12 protein-coding genes and 1 pseudogene are annotated in these 19,268 nt (G+C 72.5%); 12 read left to right on the top strand and 1 reads right to left on the bottom strand.

Translation table 11 applies throughout. The features are described 5' to 3' along the window. Nucleotides 1–130 precede the first annotated feature (130 nt). Nucleotides 131–781, bottom strand: a complete 651-nt coding sequence (locus ACWC9T_RS03505) for a hypothetical protein (protein ID WP_449819369.1) — start codon at nucleotides 779–781, stop codon at nucleotides 131–133. Between the two features lie 293 nt (nucleotides 782–1,074). On the opposite strand from ACWC9T_RS03505, the gene ACWC9T_RS03500 reads away from it, so the two are divergent. From ACWC9T_RS03500 to ACWC9T_RS03445, 12 genes and pseudogenes are all read left to right on the top strand, one after another. After that, a complete protein-coding gene (locus tag ACWC9T_RS03500; protein ID WP_449819368.1) occupies nucleotides 1,075–1,599 on the top strand; it encodes an LOG family protein in 525 nt (174 codons plus the stop codon). A gap of 13 nt (nucleotides 1,600–1,612) precedes the next feature. Beyond that, the gene (locus ACWC9T_RS03495) at nucleotides 1,613–2,302 is read left to right on the top strand and encodes an SDR family oxidoreductase (RefSeq protein ID WP_449819367.1); all 690 of its coding nucleotides are present in this window, start codon (nucleotides 1,613–1,615) and stop codon (nucleotides 2,300–2,302) included. 261 nt (nucleotides 2,303–2,563) lie between these two features. Next, nucleotides 2,564–3,574, top strand: a complete 1,011-nt coding sequence (locus ACWC9T_RS03490; RefSeq protein ID WP_449819366.1) for a methionine synthase — start codon at nucleotides 2,564–2,566, stop codon at nucleotides 3,572–3,574. 19 nt (nucleotides 3,575–3,593) lie between these two features. Next, nucleotides 3,594–5,879, top strand: coding sequence for an NAD-dependent DNA ligase LigA (gene ligA, locus ACWC9T_RS03485; RefSeq protein ID WP_449819365.1), 2,286 nt, complete (start codon nucleotides 3,594–3,596; stop codon nucleotides 5,877–5,879). Nucleotides 5,880–6,266: 387 nt separating this feature from the next. Next, nucleotides 6,267–8,018: pseudogene (locus ACWC9T_RS03480) on the top strand (putative bifunctional diguanylate cyclase/phosphodiesterase); the annotation flags it as partial. A gap of 197 nt (nucleotides 8,019–8,215) precedes the next feature. Then, the gene (gatC, locus tag ACWC9T_RS03475; protein ID WP_030057414.1) at nucleotides 8,216–8,512 is read left to right on the top strand and encodes an Asp-tRNA(Asn)/Glu-tRNA(Gln) amidotransferase subunit GatC; all 297 of its coding nucleotides are present in this window, start codon (nucleotides 8,216–8,218) and stop codon (nucleotides 8,510–8,512) included. Between the two features lie 5 nt (nucleotides 8,513–8,517). Then, nucleotides 8,518–10,026: an Asp-tRNA(Asn)/Glu-tRNA(Gln) amidotransferase subunit GatA gene (gene gatA / locus ACWC9T_RS03470; protein WP_449819364.1), complete on the top strand. Its 1,509-nt coding sequence runs from the start codon at nucleotides 8,518–8,520 to the stop codon at nucleotides 10,024–10,026. Then, nucleotides 10,023–10,262, top strand: a complete 240-nt coding sequence (locus ACWC9T_RS03465) for a hypothetical protein (protein WP_449819363.1) — start codon at nucleotides 10,023–10,025, stop codon at nucleotides 10,260–10,262. The genes gatA and ACWC9T_RS03465 overlap by 4 nt, the downstream gene beginning before the upstream one ends. A gap of 131 nt (nucleotides 10,263–10,393) precedes the next feature. Next, on the top strand, nucleotides 10,394–11,905 hold the full coding sequence (gene gatB, locus ACWC9T_RS03460) for an Asp-tRNA(Asn)/Glu-tRNA(Gln) amidotransferase subunit GatB (RefSeq protein ID WP_449819362.1): 1,512 nt from the start codon (nucleotides 10,394–10,396) through the stop codon (nucleotides 11,903–11,905). Between the two features lie 289 nt (nucleotides 11,906–12,194). Further along, nucleotides 12,195–12,353, top strand: a complete 159-nt coding sequence (locus ACWC9T_RS03455) for a hypothetical protein (RefSeq protein WP_449819361.1) — start codon at nucleotides 12,195–12,197, stop codon at nucleotides 12,351–12,353. Between the two features lie 146 nt (nucleotides 12,354–12,499). Next, nucleotides 12,500–15,547, top strand: a complete 3,048-nt coding sequence (locus tag ACWC9T_RS03450; RefSeq protein WP_449819360.1) for a helix-turn-helix transcriptional regulator — start codon at nucleotides 12,500–12,502, stop codon at nucleotides 15,545–15,547. Nucleotides 15,548–16,080: 533 nt separating this feature from the next. Beyond that, on the top strand, nucleotides 16,081–19,035 hold the full coding sequence (locus tag ACWC9T_RS03445; RefSeq protein ID WP_449819483.1) for a putative bifunctional diguanylate cyclase/phosphodiesterase: 2,955 nt from the start codon (nucleotides 16,081–16,083) through the stop codon (nucleotides 19,033–19,035). The last annotated feature ends 233 nt before the right edge of the window (nucleotides 19,036–19,268 follow it).

Below are 19,268 nucleotides of genomic sequence, written 5' to 3'. Positions count from 1 at the left end.
CGGTTTTCCGTTCGTGCCGCCGCTCCGGCGGCACGAACGGCACGTTGCGCCAGTCTGGCCGCCGATTCCGACGGACAAGCTGGAGGGACGCTCGTTCCCGGCATCCCTGGGGCGGTTCGGCGCGGGGCGGTTACGGGGCGAGCCGCTCGGCCATGAGCTGCGGGAAGATGGTCTTCCCGGCGCCGTTGGTGAAGAGCACCGAGTTGGCGTTGCTTCCGGTGTTCTGGAGGGCGTCGAGCTCGATCACGTCACCGACGTTCAGGTCGACGATCGTCGAGGTGTCCTGTGAGGCGTTGTTGGGGTCCGCGGCGCCCGCCTCGTCCTGGGAGACGAGGGCGCCGTTGACCAGGATGGACAGGTCGCGTACGGCGCTCGCGTTCGGGAGGAAGCTCCAGAAGAGCTTCCCCTGGAGGTAGTAGCGCCCGGGGGTGTGGACCACGAGGGTCGAGTTCGCCGGGTTGAACATCGCGTCCGTGTCGAACTCGGCCTGGGCGAAGGTGATCTTGGTTTGGGTGTTCGTCGGGATGATCTGCGGGCTGGTGGCGACGATCTTCGCGCCGACGTCGACCGGCCTGCAGTGTTCCTTCCCGTCCGGCCCGGAGGGGTCGGCGGCCGGACCGGAAGCCGTGGCGCTCTGCTCGATCGATTTGCAGGGGAATCCACCGGATGCCGCATGGTCCACCGGAGTGCCCGCCTGAGCCGCGCCCGCGGTGACCAGAACGGCCAACCCGGTTGCCGCGAGGAGAACGGGAATCCGCCGACGCATCGTGATACCAGCCATGTCGTGCATGTCCTTTCAGTGAAGCCGACAGGGGAAGCCCGGGGGCACCGTTTCCGCAGGGTGACCCGACAGGGCGTCAAGGACATGACTAGTCCGCCGCGGGGGAGCCCGCCATTGAGCGTTCGCCGCTCCGCTCACCCGGCCGGAGGACTTCCCGGAGCCCGGCCCGGTGCGTCTGACCTGGGGGATTGAGCGACGTCACGGTCCGGATGCCACCTGTCGCAAGTACGTACGACGGGTGGCGGCCAAACCGGGTGAGTGAGGGCGGTGGGGCGTGATAGACCAAGGGCACTATGAATATCTGCGTCTTCTGCTCCGCCCACTCGCTCGACGACCGCTACTCCGCCCCCGCCGCCGAGTTCGCCCGGCTCCTCGGGGAGGGCGGGCACACCCTGGTGTGGGGCGGCTCGAACGCCGGGCTGATGGGGCTGCTGGCCGACGAGGTGAAGGCGGCCGGCGGCCGACTGGTCGGCGTGCTGGTCGAGATGCTGAAGCACAAGGGCTACGTCGGCGCGGACGAGCTCGTCATGACCGCCGATCTGGCCGAGCGGAAGGCCGAGTTGGCGACCCGCGCGGACGCCGTCGTGGTGCTGGTGGGCGGGCTGGGGACCCTGGACGAGGTCGCCGAGGTGCTGGAGCTCAAGAAGCACGGGATGTTCGAGAAGCCGGTCGTCGTCCTGGACACCGAGGGCTTCTACTCGGGCCTGCGCACCCAGCTGGAGCGGATGGACGCCGAGGGCTTCCTGCCGCGGCCGCTCTCCGAGCTGATCAGCTTCGCCGACACGCCCGCCGAGGTGTTCGTGCAGCTCAAGGCCTGAGAGGATCGGGGGCATGGCTGCACATCTGATCACCGGCGCCGGTTCCGGCATCGGCGCCGTCCTGACCGAGAAGCTCGCCGAGCGGGGCGATGAGCTCTGGCTGCTGGCCCGCGACGCCCGTCGTGCCGCCGAGCTGCGGGAGCGCTTCCCCGGGGCGAGGACCCTGGTCGGCGACCTGGGTGACCCGGCGAAGCTGTCCTGGGCCTTCGGGCACCAGCAGCTGCCCGTCACGCTGGACTCGCTGCTGCACGTCGCGGGCGTGGTCGAGCTCGGGCCGGTCGGCGATCTGCCGGTGAAGGCCTGGCAGGAGACGCTCAACGTCAACCTGGTCGGCCCCGCCGAGCTGACCCGGCTGATGCTGCCCTCGCTCCGGCAGGCCAAGGGCCACGTGGTCTTCGTCAACTCCGGTGCGGGCCTCAACGCCCACGCCGAGTGGTCGGCGTACGCGGCCAGCAAGCACGGCCTCAAGGCGCTCGCCGACGCGCTGCGCCAGGAGGAGCACGCAGGCGGCGTCCGGGTCACCTCGGTCTACCCCGGCCGCACCGCCACCCCGATGCAGGCCAAGGTGCACCAGCAGGAGGGCAAGGACTACGACGCCGGCCGCTGGATCGAGCCGGAGTCCGTGGCCAAGGCGATCCTCGCCGCCCTGGACGCCTCCCGGGACGCCGAGATCACCGACATCAGCGTCCGCCCGGGGCAGTAGGCCACCGTGGTGCGGGCAGTCGGCCGGGCCGACCGCCCGCACCACGGAGTTCGAACACACTCCTGGAGACCATCCCGAACCAGGTCGTGGTCCCGGTGAAGGACGGCAAGGTCTCGCTCTACAACGCGAGCGGCGCCCCGCTGCACCTCGTGGTCGACGAGTTCGGCTACCAGGGGTACTGACCCCGGTCCCCAGCCGACGGCCCCGGTCCCGAGCCCCGTGCTCGGTACCGGGGCCGTTTGCATGAGTAGGCTCGGACGGGTGAGCACCCCACACCCCTTCCCCGACCTGCGCGGCGCCGCCACCGGCGTCGGCTCGCTGCCCGGCACCGACGCCCGCGAGGCCGCCAAGACCTCCACCGGGGCGCTGGAGCAGCTGCCGTTCCTGCCCGAGCTGCCCGCGCGCGGCCCGGGCGCCGACATGATCGGCCGCAGCGCCGGCCTGCTGGTCGAGCTGTTCGCGCAGACCGAGCCCAGCGGCTGGCGCTTCGCCGACCGCCCCGGCCGGGACACCCGGCGCGCCCACTCCTGGCTCCGCGAGGACCTGGACGCGCTGGAGGAGTTCACCCAGGGCTACCGGGGTGCGCTCAAGGTCCAGGCCGTCGGCCCGTGGACGCTGGCGGCGAGCATCGAGCTCAAGCACGGCGAGAAGGCGCTCTCGGACCACGGCGCCTGCCGGGACATCGCCGGCTCGCTCACCGAGGGACTGCGCCGCCACCTCGCGGAGGTCCGCAAGCGCGTCCCCGGCGCACAACTGGTCCTCCAGCTTGACGAGCCCTCACTGCCCGCCGTCCTCGCGGGCGAGGTGAAGACCGCCAGCGGCTTCCAGCGGCTGCGTGCCGTCGACCGGCAGATCGCCGAGGAGGTGCTGCGGGAGCTGATCCGCGGCCTGGACGCGCCCGTGGTCGTGCACAGCTGCGCCCCGGACGTCCCGATCCCGCTGCTGCGCCGCGCCGGAGTCGCCGGCATCTCGCTGGACTTCTCGCTGCTGACCGAGCGCTCGGACGACGACCTCGGCGAGGCCGTCGAGGAGGGCACGATGATCCTCGCGGGTGTCGTCCCCTCCACTGACCAGGCGGTGTCGGACCCGGCCGGTAGTGTCCAGGGTGTCAGGACCTTGTGGCGCAGGCTCGGGTTCGCCCCGGAGCTGCTGGGCCGTCGCGTGCTGGTGACGCCGACCTGCGGGCTGGCCGGGGCCTCCCCGGGGTACGCGCGCAAGGCGCTGTCGCTCGCCGAGCGGGCGGCGCGGAGCCTGGTGGACAACCCGGAATGAGAACGTAGGAGGGCTTGCGGTGACGGCTGTCGAGGGCTGGGAGGACGTCCCGGCGGAGGTGCGCAGGCGGCACGCCGAGCTGGCGGGGGAGATCACCGACCACCGCGCCCGGTACTACGAGCAGGACGCGCCGATCGTCAGTGACGCCGAGTTCGACGGGCTGATGCGCGAGCTGGAGGGGATCGAGGCCGAGCACCCGGCCCTGATCACCCCGGACTCGCCGACGCAGAAGGTCGGCGGCGCGGCCGTCGGGCTGTTCGCCGAGGTCGAGCACCGCGAGCGGCTGCTCAGCCTGGACAACGCGATGGACGACGCGGAGCTCGCGGCCTGGGCCGAGCGGGTCGCCACCGAGCTGCACGGCATCGATTACCACTACCTGTGCGAGCTCAAGGTGGACGGCCTGGCCGTCAACCTCACCTACGAGAAAGGCCAGTTGGTGCAGGCGGCGACCCGCGGCGACGGCCGGGTCGGCGAGGATATCACCGCCAACGTCCGCACCATCAAGGAGATCCCGCACCGGCTCAAGGGCGACGACATCCCCGAGCTGGTCGAGATCCGCGGCGAGGTCTACTTCCCGACCGAGGCCTTCGAGGCGCTCAACGCCTCCTTCGCGGAGGAGAACGAGCGCCGCCGGCAGGAGAACGAGGAGCGCGCCAAGGAGGGCAAGCGGCCCCGCGCGATGATCCGGCTGTTCATGAACCCCCGCAACGCCGCCGCCGGTTCGCTGCGCCAGAAGGACCCGCACATCACCGCCTCCCGCCCGCTGCACATGGTGGTGCACGGCATCGGCGCCCGGGTCGGCTTCGACATCGACAACCAGTCGCACGCGTACCAGCTGCTGCACGACTGGGGTCTGCCGACCGCCCGGCACAACAAGGTGGTCGGGACCCTCGCCGAAGTGCGGGCCTTCATCAAGCACTTCGGTGAGCAGCGGCACTCGGTCGAGCACGAGATCGACGGCGTGGTCGTCAAGGTGGACGAGATCGCCCTGCAGGGCCGGCTCGGTGCCACCTCCAAGTCCCCGCGCTGGGCGATCGCCTGGAAGTACCCGCCGGAGGAGGTCACCGGCAAGCTGGCCGAGATCCGCGTGGGCATCGGCCGTACCGGCCGGGCCACCCCGTTCGCGGTGCTGGCCGAACCGGTGAAGGTGGCCGGCTCGATGGTGCAGTACGCGACGCTGCACAACCAGGAGATCGTCAAGGCCAAGGACGTGCTGCTCGGCGACACCGTCGTGCTGCGCAAGGCCGGTGACGTCATCCCGGAGATCCTCGGCCCGGTCTACGACCTGCGGGACGGCACCGAGCAGGCCTTCGTGATGCCCTCGCACTGCCCGGAGTGCGACAGCGAGCTGCGTCCGATGTCCGAGGGGGACATCGATCTGCGCTGCCCCAACGCCGAGTTCTGCCCGGCCCAGATCCGTGAGCGGATCGCCTTCCTCGGCGGGCGGCAGTGCCTGGACATCGAAGGGCTCGGCTACGTCGCGGCCACCGCGCTGACCCAGCCGCTGGAACCGGCCGAGGCACCGGTGCGGAACGAGGCGGACATCTTCCGCCTGACGCCGGAGAAGCTGCTGCCGATCAAGGTGCTGGTCCGGGACCCGAAAACGGGCATGCCGAAGCTCGACGACAGGACCGGGAAGGAGAAGGAGGTCTTCTTCTTCGCCACCACCAAGGGCGAGCCGAAGAAGTCGCTGCAGACCCTGATCGACAACCTGGAGTCGGCGAAGGAGCGTCCGCTCTGGCGGTTCGTCAACGGCCTCTCGATCCGGCACGTCGGCCCGGTCGCCGCGCAGGCGCTCGCCCGGGAGTTCCGCGATCTGGAGAAGATCTTCGAGGCGACCGAGGAGCAGCTGGCGGCCGTCGAGGGCGTCGGTCCGACCATCGCCCGCTCGATCAAGGAGTGGTACGGGGAGGAGTGGCACCAGCGGATCCTGGAGAACTGGAAGCGGGACGGGGTCCGCTTCGCCGAGGAGGCCGCGGAGGAGGTCGGCGAGCGCCCGCTGGAGGGCCTGACGGTGGTCGTCACCGGCACCCTGGCCGGGCACACCCGGGACGGCGCCAAGGAGGCGCTGACCTCACGCGGAGCGAAGGTAACCGGCTCGGTTTCGAAGAAGACCGATTTTGTGGTGGCCGGTGACAACCCGGGGTCCAAGTACGACAAAGCCGTTCAGTTCGGCCTGCCGGTCCTGGACGACGCGGGCTTCGCCGTGCTGCTCGCCGACGGTCCGTCGGCCGCCCGCGCCCACCTGGGACTTCCGGAGGCGGAGGAGGCCGCCGAGCCGCAGGAGGCGCCCGCCGAGGGCTGATTCGAGGCCGCCCCGAGCGGCTGGTGCCGTGATCCGTGTTGTTATCGTCCTGATGCGGCGTCACCGGGTGTCGTTCAGTGACAGCGGGCATTGTGTCACTTGTGCGACACCCGGGCGCGGTGGCGCGTTTCCGGTTGTCCGAAAGTCTGCCCACCGGGTGGGCCCCGGCATACCCTGGAGCGCAACAGAGTGTCAGCAGGGGTGGGGGCACCGGCTGAGCCGGTGCTCCTCGGGGTCGCTCCATGCCCGGCAGCTGTCGGTACCGGCACGGTGCCTCACCGTAAGGCGGCCTGACGGGGGCGGGCCCGACGGAGGACAGGGCTTATGGATCGTACGACCGGCGGCGCGCCCACACGCCCGCCGCAGGGGGTGGCGGGTGCGGTCCTGCTGCTCGGCGTGCTGCTGGCCGGAGCCGCGCCGCTCATCCCGCTGGCCGTCCTGGTCTACCGGTACGAACCCGAACTGCTGCCGCTGTTCGCGGTGCCGCTGGCGGTGCTGGTGGCCGCCTGGCGGATCGCCCGGGACCGCGCCCGCGACCAGCTGACCGACCCGCTGACGGACCTGCCCAACCGTCAGGCCCTGCTGCTGGCCGCCCAGGAGGCGATCGCCGAACGCGAGGAGGGCTACAGCGTCGGTCTCATCCTGCTTGATCTCGATCGATTCCGATCACTCAACGACACACTAGGACATACGGCCGGTGACCGGCTGCTGGTTCACATCGCCCGTCGACTCCACCGGGCGCTGCGCTCCGGCGGCACGGCCGGCAGCGCCACCCGGGAGTCCATCGACGACGTCTTCGTCGGCCTGCCCCGGCACTACCGGCGCGGCCGCCCGATGGTGGCCCGGATGGGCGGCGACGAGTTCGCCGTGCTGCTGCCCGGCATCAACTGTCCGGACAGCCTGGAGCGGGTCGCCAAGGCGCTGATCGCCGAACTCGCCGCGCCGATCCGGCTCGACGGGCTGCTGCTGGTGCTGGAGGCCAGCGCCGGCGTCTGCGTCTACCCGCAGAACGCCCAGGACGCCGAGTCGCTGCTGCGCCGCGCCGACGTGGCGATGGGCCACGCCCAGCGCGAGTGCAGCGGCGTCGCCCAGTACGACGAGACCCAGGACGCCGACACCCCGTACCGGATCGGCCTGCTCGGGGACCTGCGCCGGGCCCTGGAGGCCGGTGAGGTGCAGCTGCACTACCAGCCGAAGGTGGCCTTCGACGGCCGGGTGGTCGGCCTGGAGGCGCTGCTGCGCTGGGAGCGGCCCGGGCAGGGGAGGGTCTCGCCGGACGAGTTCGTCGGGCTCGCCGAGTCCAGCGGCCTGATGCCCCGGCTCACCGACTACGTGCTGGAGGCGGCGGTCGGCCAGCTCGCCTACTGGCGCGACCTGGGCCTGCAGGTGCAGGTCGCGGTCAACGTCTCGCCGCGCGACGTGCTCAACCCCGGCTTCGCCCAGCGTGTCGCCGGGCACCTGGTCCGCCACCAGGTGCCGGCCCACGCGCTCCAGCTGGAGATCACCGAGCGACTGCTGCTGGACGACTCCCGGCGGGCCGCCGAAACCCTGGCCGAGCTGCGCGGCTACGGCGTCGGGATGTCCCTGGACGACTTCGGCACCGGCCACTCCTCGCTGGTGCGGCTGCGCAGCCTGCCGGTCGGCGAGCTGAAGATCGACCGCTCCTTCGTCTCCCGGATGGTCGCCGACGACCACGACGCGGCGGTGGTGCGCTGCTCGGTGGAGCTCGCCCACTCGCTCGGTCTGACCGTGGTGGCCGAGGGCGTCGAGGACGACGAGACCTGGGAGCGGCTGCACCGCATGGGCGTGGACGCCGTCCAGGGCTGGCTGGTGTCGGCCGCGCTGCCCGCCGAGCAGGCCACCGCCTGGCTGCGGGTGCACCGCACCACCTCCGCCCCGACGGTGGAGCGGCTGGGCGCCCCGCCGCAGCTCCCGTCGATCATCAAGCCGCTCTCCCAGCCGCTCTCCCAGCCCACCGCGCTCCCCCCGGTGCTGCCGCCGGCGCTCCCGCCCGTGCTGCCCCCGCCCGTGCTGCCCCCGGCCGTCCGGGCCGTGCCGTGCAGCCAGCCGATGCAGGCCGCGCAGCTGGAGATCAAGGCGCCCGGCAACCAGAGTTGGGCCCGCACCAGGCCCCAGTAGGAGTTCCCCGGGGCGGCGCGCTGCCCGCAGTAACGGGGGGGACGCCTCTACTCGTTGGCCGGTGGCCGGGCCGGGCCCCATAGGATGGGGTCCAAAGACCACGAGGACGGAGCGCCGAACCCGGCTGCTCCTGCCCGGGCCCGGCGCCGCCGCAGGCATCGCCGGGTCTCACCAGAACTCACCCTGAGGATCGCTGCATGCCTGGCATCACGCGCGAGGAGGTCGCCCACCTCGCCCGGCTGTCGCGTCTTGAGCTGAAGCCCGAAGAGCTGGACCACTTCGCCGAGCAGCTCGACGTGATCATCGGCGCGGTCGCCCGCGTTTCCGAGGTCGCCGGACAGGACGTCCCGCCGACCTCCCACCCGCTGCCGCTGACCAACGTCATGCGCGCGGACGAGGTGCGGCCGTCGCTCACCCCGGAGCAGGCGCTGTCCGGCGCCCCCGCCGCCGAGGAGCAGCGTTTCCGTGTGCCGCAGATCCTCGGGGAGGACTGACCGAGATGACCGACCTGATCCGTACTCCCATCATCAAGTGGGACGCCGCCGAGACCGCGGCCGCCATCGCCAAGGGCGAGGTCTCCGCCGTCGAGGTCGCCCAGGCGCACCTGGACCGCATCGAGGCCGTCGACAAGAAGGTCAACGCCTTCCTGCACGTCGACACCGAGGGCGCGCTGAACGCCGCCAAGGCCGTCGACGAGAAGCGCGCCAAGGGCGAGGAGCTGGGCCCGCTGGCCGGTGTCCCGCTGGCGCTGAAGGACGTCTTCACCACCAAGGGCATCCCGACCACCTGCGGCTCGAAGATGCTCGAGGGCTGGATCCCGCCGTACGACGCCACCCTGACCAGCCGCCTCAAGGACGCCGGCGTCGTCATCCTGGGCAAGACCAACATGGACGAGTTCGCGATGGGCTCCTCCACCGAGAACTCCGCCTACGGCCCGACCGGCAACCCGTGGGACCTCACCCGCATCCCCGGTGGCTCCGGCGGCGGTTCGGCCGCCGCGCTGGCCGCCTTCGAGGCCCCGCTGGCGATCGGCACCGACACCGGCGGCTCGATCCGCCAGCCCGGCGCCGTCACCGGCACCGTCGGCGTCAAGCCGACCTACGGCTCGGTGTCCCGCTACGGCCTGGTCGCCTTCTCCAGCAGCCTGGACCAGGGCGGTCCGTGCGCCCGCACCGTGCTGGACGCGGCCCTGCTGCACGAGGCCATCGCCGGGCACGACCCGCTGGACTCCACCTCGATCGACGCGCCGGTCCCGGCCGTGGTCGAGGCCGCGAAGATGCGCGACGTCCGCGGCATGCGGATCGGCGTGGTCAAGGAGTTCGCCGGCGAGGGCTACCAGGCCGGCGTCATGCAGCGCTTCAACGAGTCGGTGGAGCTGCTGCGCGAGCTGGGCGCCGAGGTCGTCGAGGTCTCCTGCCCGTCCTTCACCCTGGCGCTGCCGGCCTACTACCTGATCGCGCCGTCGGAGTGCTCCTCCAACCTGGCCCGCTTCGACGCGATGCGCTACGGCCTGCGGGTCGGCGACGACGGCTCGCGCTCCGCCGAGGACGTCACCGCGCTGACCCGCGAGGCCGGCTTCGGCGACGAGGTCAAGCGCCGCATCATCCTGGGCACCTACGCCCTCTCCTCGGGCTACTACGACGCCTACTACGGCTCGGCCCAGAAGGTCCGCACGCTCATCTCGCGGGACTTCGACGCGGCCTTCGCCGGGGTGGACGTGCTGGTCTCGCCGACCACGCCGACCACCGCCTTCCCGATCGGCGAGCGCGCCGACGACCCGATGGCGATGTACCTGGCCGACCTGTGCACGATTCCGTCGAACCTGGCGGGCAACGCGGCGATGTCGCTGCCGGTCGGCCTGGCCTCGGAGGACAATCTCCCGGTCGGCCTGCAGATCATCGCACCCGCGATGGCGGACGACCGCCTGTACCGCGTGGGCGGCGCCGTTGAGGCCGCACTCAACGACAAGTGGGGGCACACCCTGCTGGAGGAGGTACCGGCACTGTGAGCAAGATCGAGAAGGCCAAGGGCTTCAAGCACAGCAAGCCCGGCCTTTGGCTGTCCATCGGCACCAGCGCGTTCGGTGCGATCTCCGTGGTCAAGGACGTCCGCAAGGCCCGCGAGGAGAGCGACACCCTCAAGCTGGTCAACGCCCTGATCGGCGCCGCCGCGCTGGTCACCGGCACCGCCCTGCTGGTGCGCGAGCTGCGTCAGCTGGGCTCCGACGACGTGCTGCTGGGCTGAGCTGAGCGCTCAGGGCGTGTCCTGTGGGTTCGGCGGACCCGGCGAGGACCCGCGGGACACGCCCTAGCCCGGCCCCGCGCCACGCGGCGGCCGGGCCCGTACCTCCCAAGCTTCAAGTGAGAAGGGACGCTGTGAGCGTCATGAACCTGGTCTCCTACGAGGACGCTCTCGCGTCGTACGACCCGGTGATGGGCCTTGAGGTCCACGTCGAGCTCGGCACCAAGACCAAGATGTTCTGCGGTTGCTCGACCGAGCTGGGCGCCGAGCCGAACAGCCAGACCTGTCCGACCTGCCTGGGCCTGCCGGGCTCGCTGCCGGTGGTCAACGCGGTGGGCGTGGAGTCGGCCGTCAAGATCGGCCTGGCGCTGAACTGCGAGATCGCCGAGTGGTGCCGGTTCGCGCGGAAGAACTACTTCTACCCGGACATGCCCAAGAACTTCCAGACCTCGCAGTACGACGAGCCGATCGCCTTCAACGGCTACCTCGACGTACAGCTGGAGGACGGTTCGACCTTCCGCGTGGAGATCGAGCGCGCCCACATGGAGGAGGACACCGGCAAGTCCAGCCACGTCGGTGGCGCGACCGGCCGCATCCACGGCGCCACCCACTCGCTGCTCGACTACAACCGCGCCGGCATCCCGCTGATCGAGATCGTCACCAAGCCGATCACCGGCGCGGGTGAGCGCGCCCCCGAGGTCGCCAAGGCGTACGTCGCCGAGCTGCGCGAGGTCATCCGCTCCCTGGGCGTCTCCGAGGCCCGGATGGACAAGGGCCAGATGCGCTGCGACGTCAACCTGTCGCTGCGCCCGAACGGCACCGAGACGTTCGGCACCCGCTCGGAGACCAAGAACGTCAACTCGCTGCGCAGCGTGGAGCGGGCCGCCCGGTTCGAGATCCAGCGGCACGCGACCGTGCTGACCGACGGCGGCACCATCATCCAGGAGACCCGCCACTTCCACGAGGACAACGGCACCACCACCTCGGGCCGGATCAAGGACAACGCCGAGGACTACCGCTACTTCCCCGAGCCGGACCTGGTGCCGGTGGCCCCCTCCCGCGAGTGGGTCGAGGAGCTGCGGGCCGCCCTGCCCGAGCTGCCGCGGGTGCGCCGCGCCCGGCTGCAGGCCGAGTGGGGCCTGTCCGACAAGGACATGCAGTCGGTGCTCAACGCCGGTGCGGTGGAGCCGATCCAGGAGACCATCGCGGCCGGTGCGCCGGCCGACCAGGCCCGCAAGTGGTGGATGGGCGAGCTGGCCCGCCGCGCCAACGAGACCGGCACCGAGCTGACCGAGCAGCCGATCACCCCGGCGCAGGTCGCCCGGGTCGCCGCGCTGGTCGCCGAGGGCAAGCTGAACGACAAGCTGGCCCGCCAGGTCATCGAGGCCGTGCTGGCCGGCGAGGGCGAGCCGGACGAGGTCGTCGAGAAGCGAGGCCTGGCCGTGGTCTCGGACGACTCCGCGCTGGGCGCCGCCGTGGACCAGGCCATCGCCGAGAACGAGGCGATCGCCGCCAAGATCCGCGACGGCAAGGTCCAGGCCGTGGGCGCGCTGGTCGGCGCGGTCATGAAGGCCACCCGCGGCCAGGCGGACGCCGCCCGCGTGAAGGACTTGATCCTGGAGCGGCTTGCCGTCGAAGGACAGTAGGACCAGCCTGGAGAAGCTGGGCGTCTCCGCCTGAGAAGCCTTGGAGACCTAGGCTGTCAACCCCACCTTCCTAAGGCCTCTAAGGCGTCTAAGGCTCTCTAAGTAAGGCCTAAGGCCCCGTCTCACCTATGTATCTAGGTGAGACGGGGCCTTAAACCTTTTTCGGAGCCCGATCTAAGGCATCCCCGTCCCAAAACATCGGGCACGCTCCCGATGTGGCACCCCCGCCTGGGAGAGGAAGCTCTTACTCGTCAGGGAAACGCAGTGAAACCCAGAAGGGGAACCCGAAGTGATCGAGTACGAGCTCATCCAGCAGCAGGCCCACGAGCTTGAGGTCCGCGCCGAGCACGAGCGCCTGGTGCGCGAGGCCAAGGAGGCGCGACGTCTGCGCCGCCGTCCGGTCGCCGCCCGCTTCCAGCGGCGCCCCGTGCGTCAGCCCGAATGCTGACGGTCCGGCACCACGACGGTGCCGAGGGAGTCCCGGAGGGGGAGGCGCCGCAGGAGAGCGCCTCCCCCTCCGGGCGTTCGGCCGGGCGTTCGCCGGGGGAGATAACCCCTCCTCCCGCCACCACCGGCTATGGCATGCTCGCCTCCATGCAGCAGATATCGGTCAGTCCCGTCTTCGTCGGCCGCGGCAGCGAGATCACCGAACTGACCGACGCGCTGCGCCGTGCGGGCACCGGCAGCCCGCAAGCCGTCCTGGTCGGCGGCGAGGCCGGCGTCGGCAAGACGCGGCTGCTGGAGGAGTTCCTGCAGCGGGCCGGCGACCGGGGAGCGGTCATCACGCTCGGCAGCTGTCTGGAAGTCGGTGCCGAGGGCCTGCCGTACGCCCCGCTGGCCGCCGCGCTGCGCCGGCTGCACCGCTCGCTGGGTGCCGAGCTGGAGGCCGCCGCGGCCGGCAGCGAGGGGCACCTCGCCCGGCTGCTCTCCGAGTTCGGCGAGGTGGACGGCGAACCCAACGACGAGTACGGCCGGGCCCGGCTGTTCGAGCACACCGCGAGGCTGTTCGAGCGGCTCGGCGCGGAGCGTACCCTCGTCCTCGCCGTCGAGGACCTGCACTGGTCCGACCGCTCCACCCGCGAACTGCTGGCCTTCCTGGTGCGCACCCTGCACCGCTCCCGGGTGCTGCTGGTCGCCACCTACCGCACCGACGACCTGCACCGCCGGCACCCGCTGCGCCCCTTCCTGGCCGAGCTCGAACGGCTGCGCACCGTCCAGCGGCTGGAGCTGGCCCGGTTCGGCCGCCGGGAGGTCGCCGCCCAGCTGGCCGGCATCCTCGGCACCGCCGCCCCCGACCGCCAGCTGGTGGACCGCATCCACCGCCGTTCGGAGGGGAACCCGTTCTTCGTCGAGGAGTTGGCCACCGCCTTCCAGGACGGTTGCGGCGCCGGGCTGACCGACTCGCTGCGGGACATGCTGCTGGTCCGGGTCGAGGGCCTGGACGAGGAGGCCCAGCGGGTGGTGCGGATCGCCGCCGAGGGCGGCTCGCACGTCGAACACGCCCTGCTGGCCGCCGTCCTGGACGACGACGAGGAGGCGCTGATCGAGGCGCTGCGGGCGGCCGTCGGCGCCAACATCCTGCGCCCCGACACCGAGGGCGAGGGCTACCGCTTCCGGCACGCGCTGGTCCGCGAGGCGGTCTCGGACGACCTGCTGCCCGGCGAACGGCACCGGATCAACCGCAAGTTCGCGCTCGCCGTGGAGGCCCAGCCGCACCTCGTCCCCGCTGACGCGCTGCCCGCCCGGCTGGCCAACTACTGGTACCAGGCGCACGACCCGGCCCGCGCCCTGCCGACCGCCCTGGACGCCGCCCGCGCCGCCCGCCGCCGCAACGCCTTCGCCGAGCAGCTCGGCCTGCTGGAACGGGCCCTGGAGCTGTGGGACATGGTCTCCGAGGAGGTGCTGGCGCACACCCTGCGCCCCTACGACTGGGCCGAGACCTACCCGCCCGGCGCCTGCGACCACAGCCCCGCCGACGCGGACTGCGACCGGATCCAGCTGGAGGACGTGCTGGCCGAGGCGGTGGTCGCGGCCCGGCGCTGCGGCGACCGCGAGCGCGGCCTGAGCCTGGCCAAGCGCGGCATCCGGCTGGTCGACGAGACCGAGCACCCGGTGCGCTCGGCCTGGTTCCGGATCAACCGGGCCCGGATGCTGGGCAATCTGCGCCGCTCCGGGGACGACGAGGAGATCGCCCGCGCGTACGCGCTGGTCGACCACCTGCCGCCGTCCGCCGTGCAGGCCGAGGTGTTCGCGCTGGCCGCCGGGACGGCGATGCTCAAGCAGGCCGGCCCCGAGCACATCGAGCTGGCCGAGCGGGCGATCCGGATCGCCCAGCAGGTCGGTGCCCACTCGGTCGAGGTGCACGCCCGGATGACCCTCGGCGGCCTGCGCCACGACGTGCAGGGCGACGCCGACGGCGGGCTGGCCGAGCTGGTCGGGGCGGTCGACGCGGCCCGCCGGCTGGGCGTGCCGGACCTGCTGCTGCGCGGCATCAACAACCTGGCCAGCGTGCAGCGCGGGCTGGGTCGGGCCGAGGAGGCCGTCCGGCTGGCCCGGGAGGGCCTGGACTTCGCCGACGGCAACGGCCTGCTGCGCAACATCGGCACCATCCTGACCGGCAACCTGGTCGAGGCGCTGCTCGACCTCGGGCGGATCCAGGAGGCCGACGAGGTGCTCGCGGCCTGCGAGCTGACCAGCCTGAGCGGCACCCACGCCGAGTTCCTGGACCGGATGCGCGGCGAACTCGCCCTGCTGGCGGGGGACCTGCCCACTGCCGCGACCATGCTGGCGCAGGCCCGGGCGGCCAACCGGATCGGCCAGATCCAGCACAGCGTGCCGATCAGCCGACTGGCGATGCGCGTCGCGGCGTGCGGCGGGCGGCCGCTGGAGGCCCGGGCCGAACTGCTCGCCGCGCTCGCCGAGGACGGCCGGATCGGCCACGAGTCCGACGTCTACCCGCTGCTGGTGGAGGCCGCCGGGATGGAGGCGGACACCCGCGGGCTGCCGGAGGCCGAGGCGGGCCGGGCCGAGGCGCTGGCCGCGATCGCCGCGGCGGCCGCCGAACTGCGCCCCCGGGCACCGCTGCACCTGGGCTGGGCCCGGCTGCTGGAGGCCGAACTGGCCCGCGCCCAAGCCGCCGACACACCCGGACAGTGGGCCGAAGCGGTCACCGCGCTGCGGGCGGTCGGCCTGCCGTACCCGCTGGCGCTCGCCCTGCTGCGCGGCGGCGAGGCCGAGGTGCAGGCAGGCCGGCGCGAGGCGGCGACCGAACTGCTGCGCGAGGCGTCCGAACTGGCGGCCGCCCGGGGTGACCGGCTGCTGGGGGCGCAGATCGGCGCCCTGGCCGAGCGGGCCGGGCTGAACCTGGCCCCGGCCGGCCGCCCGGCCGCCGAGGCCGCGCCGACCGGGGCCCCGGGGGACTCCTTCGGCCTCACCCCCCGTGAGCGGGACGTGCTCCGGTTGCTCGCGCGCGGCTGGACCAATCGTCAGATCGCCGAGGAGCTGTACATCTCTCCGAAGACCGCAAGCGTGCACGTGTCCAACATCCTGGGCAAGCTCGGGGTCGGCGGTCGCGGCGAGGCCGCCGCGCTGGCCCACCGACTGCGGCTGTTCCCCGAGGACCTGGCCCCCGTGGGCCGCTGAAACCCCAGGTCGCCGACCGTTCCCGGACGGTCGGCGACCTGGGCCTGTCCCTTGGGTCCTGGCGGACCCGGCAAGGACCCGAGAGACAGGCCCGCTGGCTGGGTACGGCGGGTGGGCGCCGTCGCGTGCTCCCGTGCGCGCCGCGTGAGCCCCTGCCCGCGCGCCGCCGCCAACCGGGCCGATCCGTCGGAACCGGGTGCATTCACCCACCCTTCGGCCATTACTCTAAGTTGAGTGTGCGTGTCATTGAGTGACGAAATTGGTGTAGGGTCCCGATCGGGAGCATCGGTGCGGTGCGGCGACCGGAAGGCCGCCCACCTCCTGGGTCGCCGTTCTGACGGGGCGCCAGGCCACCGCGTACGGCCGAGAGGTGCGCGGCCGGTGGCCCGTGGCCGGGGCGCCAGGCCCCGGGCCGGAGGGGGAGAGGTCGAGTGAGCTCCACCGATACGGTGCTGCCCGGAGCTGGACGGCCGGAGGTGCCACCCGCCGACACGTCCGCCGTCGACCTGCCGGCGCCCGCCCGGCGCGGCCCGATGCGCCGGCTGCTGGAGAGCCGCGCGCTGCCCGGCCTCGCCCTGGGCGGGCTCTGCCTGGCCTATGCGTCGGGCGCCGCCGCCGGCTGGGGGTCAGGTCAACTCTCCATCTTCATGGGCGACTTCGGCCTGGCAGCAGCCGCTCTCGCGGCCGCGCTGTCCTGCCTGGTCTACGGCTGCACGGTCGGCGGGCACGCCCGCCCGGCCTGGCTGCTGTTCGGCCTCTCCTCGCTCATGGTCGCCTTCGGCAACGGAACCTGGGGCTGGTACGAGCTGGTCGTGCGCACCCCGCTGCCGCGCGAATCGCTCGCCGAGTACGCCTTCCTGCTGTTCGCCCCGCTCGCCATCACCGGCGTCCTGGTGCTCGCCCAGCGCCCCCGCTCGGCGGCCGGCTGGCTCTGCCTGCTGCTGGATGGCTGGCTGATCGCCGGCTCGCTGTTCACCCTCAGCTGGAGCCTGGCGCTCGGCCGGATCGCGGCCGGCGAGGACGGCTCCCCGCTGTGCATCGCCCTCCACCTGGCCTACCCGGTGCTGGACATCCTGCTGGTCAGCCTGGTGGTGGGGCTGCGCTTCGGCGGCCGGGACGGCAACCGGGCGGCCGTGCACACCGCGATGCTGGCACTCGCCATCACCGTGTCGTGCGACGCCCTGTTCACCTCCCCGGAGCTGCGCAGCCACTACCACTCCGGCGAACTGCTGGACGCCGGCTGGTTCTCCGGCAGCCTGCTGCTGGCATGGGCGCCGTGGTCCCCGCGCTGGCGCCGTCCGCTGCGCGAGCACCCCTCGGCCGGGGGCCTGCCGCGCCGTCGGGTGGCCACCACCTTCAGCGCGCTCACCCCGTACGCGGCCGCCGCCGTGTGCATCGCCGGAATCCTCTACAACGCCCTCGGCGGACGCCCGTTGGACCGGGTGGTGGCCGCGGCCGCCTGCACCGTCGGGCTGGCACTGATCCTCAGGCAAGGCGTGATGCTGCTCGACAACCTGTCGCTGGCCCAGGAACTCGGCCACAAGGAGGCGCACTTCCGTTCCCTGGTGCAGGGCTCCAGCGACGTCATCATGATCGCCGGGGCCAGCGGTGTGCTCTCGTACGTCTCCCCGGCCGCGCTCGGCGTCTACGGGCGGGACCCGGAGGAGCTGGTCGGCGGCAACCTGCTGGACCTGGTCCACCCCGAGGACGTGGACCGGGTGCTCTCCGAGGTCCGCCGCTACCTCGCGCGGGTGCGGCTCACCGCCCACCGCACCCCGGGCACCGCCGAGCTCTCGGCCCGGGTGGAGTGCCGGATCAGCTCCGGCGCCGGGGAGTGGCTGCACGTCGAGTCGACGGTCAGCCGGCACCGCGACGGCCTGCTGCTCAACAGTCGGGACGTCACCGAACGCGTCATGCTCCAGGCCCAGTTGCAGCACAACGCCTTCCACGACCCGCTCACCGACCTGCCCAACCGGGCACTGTTCACCCAGCGGCTGCGCGGCGCCCTCGGCACCCGCGGCCAACAGAGCGGGACGGGCGCCGGGATCGCGGTGCTCTTCCTCGACCTGGACGGCTTCAAAGCGGTCAACGACTCCGTCGGCCACCAGGTCGGCGACGAGCTGCTGGTGCAGGCCGCCCGCCGGCTGCAGGGCGCGGTGCGCTGCGGGGACACCGTCGCCCGGTTCGGTGGCGACGAGTTCGCCGCGCTGGTCTGCGGCCCGCTCGGCCGGCTGCAGGTCCAGGAGCTGGCCGAACGGCTGCGGGTCGCGCTCTCCGAGCCGTACTGGATCGGCGGCGCCGAACTCGGCGTCGCCGCCAGCATCGGCATCGCCTTCGGCACCCCCGAGCGGGGCCCGGCCGCCGATCCCAGGGCCGCCGCCGACGAGCTGATGCGCAACGCCGACCTCGCGATGTACCGGGCCAAGTCCGAGGGCAAGGGCCGGGTGGTGCTCTACACCCCCGCGATGCGGGCCGACCTGGAGCGCCGCACCGAGCTGGAGGAGCGGCTGCGGGTGGCCGTCCGGGAAGGCGGCTTCGCCCTGCTCCACCAGCCCGTGGTGGACCTCGGCAGCGGCGCGGTGGTCGGCGTCGAGGCCCAGGCCCGGTGGTGCTCGGCGGGCGGCCTGCTGCTCACCCCGGCCGAGTTCCTGCGCTCCGCCGAGCACGGCGACGCGGCCACCCGGTTCTCCCGCTGGCTGCTCCGCGAGGCGGTCGCGGCCGCCGCCGACCGGCGCGCCCTGGGCGCCCGGGGCCGCAGCGGGCCGGCGCCCGTCCCGGTGGCGGTACGGCTCTCCGCCGAGCGGCTCTGCTCGCCCGGCCTGTACGAGACGGTGGCCGCGGCGCTGCGCGACAGCGGCCTGCCGGCCGGCGAGCTGGTGATCGAGGTGGCCCGGATGGGCCCGGACTCGCTCGCCGACGAACTCGGCCGCAGGCTGGCCGCGCTGCGCCGGCTAGGCGTCTCCACCTGGCTGGCCGGCTACGGCGCCGGGAACGGCTCGCTGGGAGCCCTCGCCCGGTTGCCCTTCGACGGGCTCAAGCTGGACCGCACGCTGGTCCAGGACCTCGGTGAGTCCGCGCTCAGCAGAACCCTGGCCGAGCACGCCCTGCGGCTCGGCCACGACCTGGGGATGGCCACCGCCGCCGAGGGGGTGGACCTGCCCCGCCAGGTCGCCGTGCTGCAGGAGCTGGGCTGCCGCCGGGCCGAGGGCTCGGCCTTCGCCCCGCCGCTGGACGAGATCCGGCTGCGCCGGGCGCTGGCTCGCCGCGGCTACCCGCTGCCCAAGCCGCTCGGCTCGCTCTCCGCCCGTCGTGGCCACCTGACCGGGGACACCCGGACGAGTGGCCGTACGGATGCCCAGGGAAGCCGTGTCGGAGATCACCAAGGAACCTCGCAGCCGCACCGAGGGGCCTCCGACCTGCCCGAACGCCGCGCCGCCGCCGGTCCAGGAGTGAGTCCGCATGGCGAGACGGTGATCCCACCTGCTTGACACGCCACCCTGGACAGGAGGATGGTCGTTGCCATGCGCACCCGAATTCTCGTACTTGGCGGGCGCGTCGGCTGAGTGGGTTCACACGCCCCGCTCGTGACAGACCGACGCGCCACCCCTCGCATGCCCTTGGGCACGAGGGGTTTTTTGTTGCACTGACGCTGTTCCACCCCCGCAAGACCCCTGGCCCGATCGCCGCAAGAAGTCTGATTCGTCGGATTTGCGCGGGACGA

This window comes from Kitasatospora sp. NPDC001159, assembly GCF_053598235.1.
This window is presented reverse-complemented; position numbering and strand designations above follow the sequence as displayed.

Bases quoted from the DNA above. Each gene is read 5' to 3' on its own strand.
- ACWC9T_RS03505 (WP_449819369.1), bottom strand. From the start codon at position 781: ATGGCTGGTATCACGATGCGTCGGCGGATTCCCGTTCTCCTCGCGGCA.
- ACWC9T_RS03500 (WP_449819368.1), top strand. From the start codon at position 1,075: ATGAATATCTGCGTCTTCTGCTCCGCCCACTCGCTCGACGACCGCTAC.
- ACWC9T_RS03495 (WP_449819367.1), top strand. From the start codon at position 1,613: ATGGCTGCACATCTGATCACCGGCGCCGGTTCCGGCATCGGCGCCGTC.
- gatC (WP_030057414.1), top strand. From the start codon at position 8,216: ATGCCTGGCATCACGCGCGAGGAGGTCGCCCACCTCGCCCGGCTGTCG.
- gatA (WP_449819364.1), top strand. From the start codon at position 8,518: ATGACCGACCTGATCCGTACTCCCATCATCAAGTGGGACGCCGCCGAG.
- ACWC9T_RS03450 (WP_449819360.1), top strand. From the start codon at position 12,500: ATGCAGCAGATATCGGTCAGTCCCGTCTTCGTCGGCCGCGGCAGCGAG.
- ACWC9T_RS03445 (WP_449819483.1), top strand. From the start codon at position 16,081: ATGCGCCGGCTGCTGGAGAGCCGCGCGCTGCCCGGCCTCGCCCTGGGC.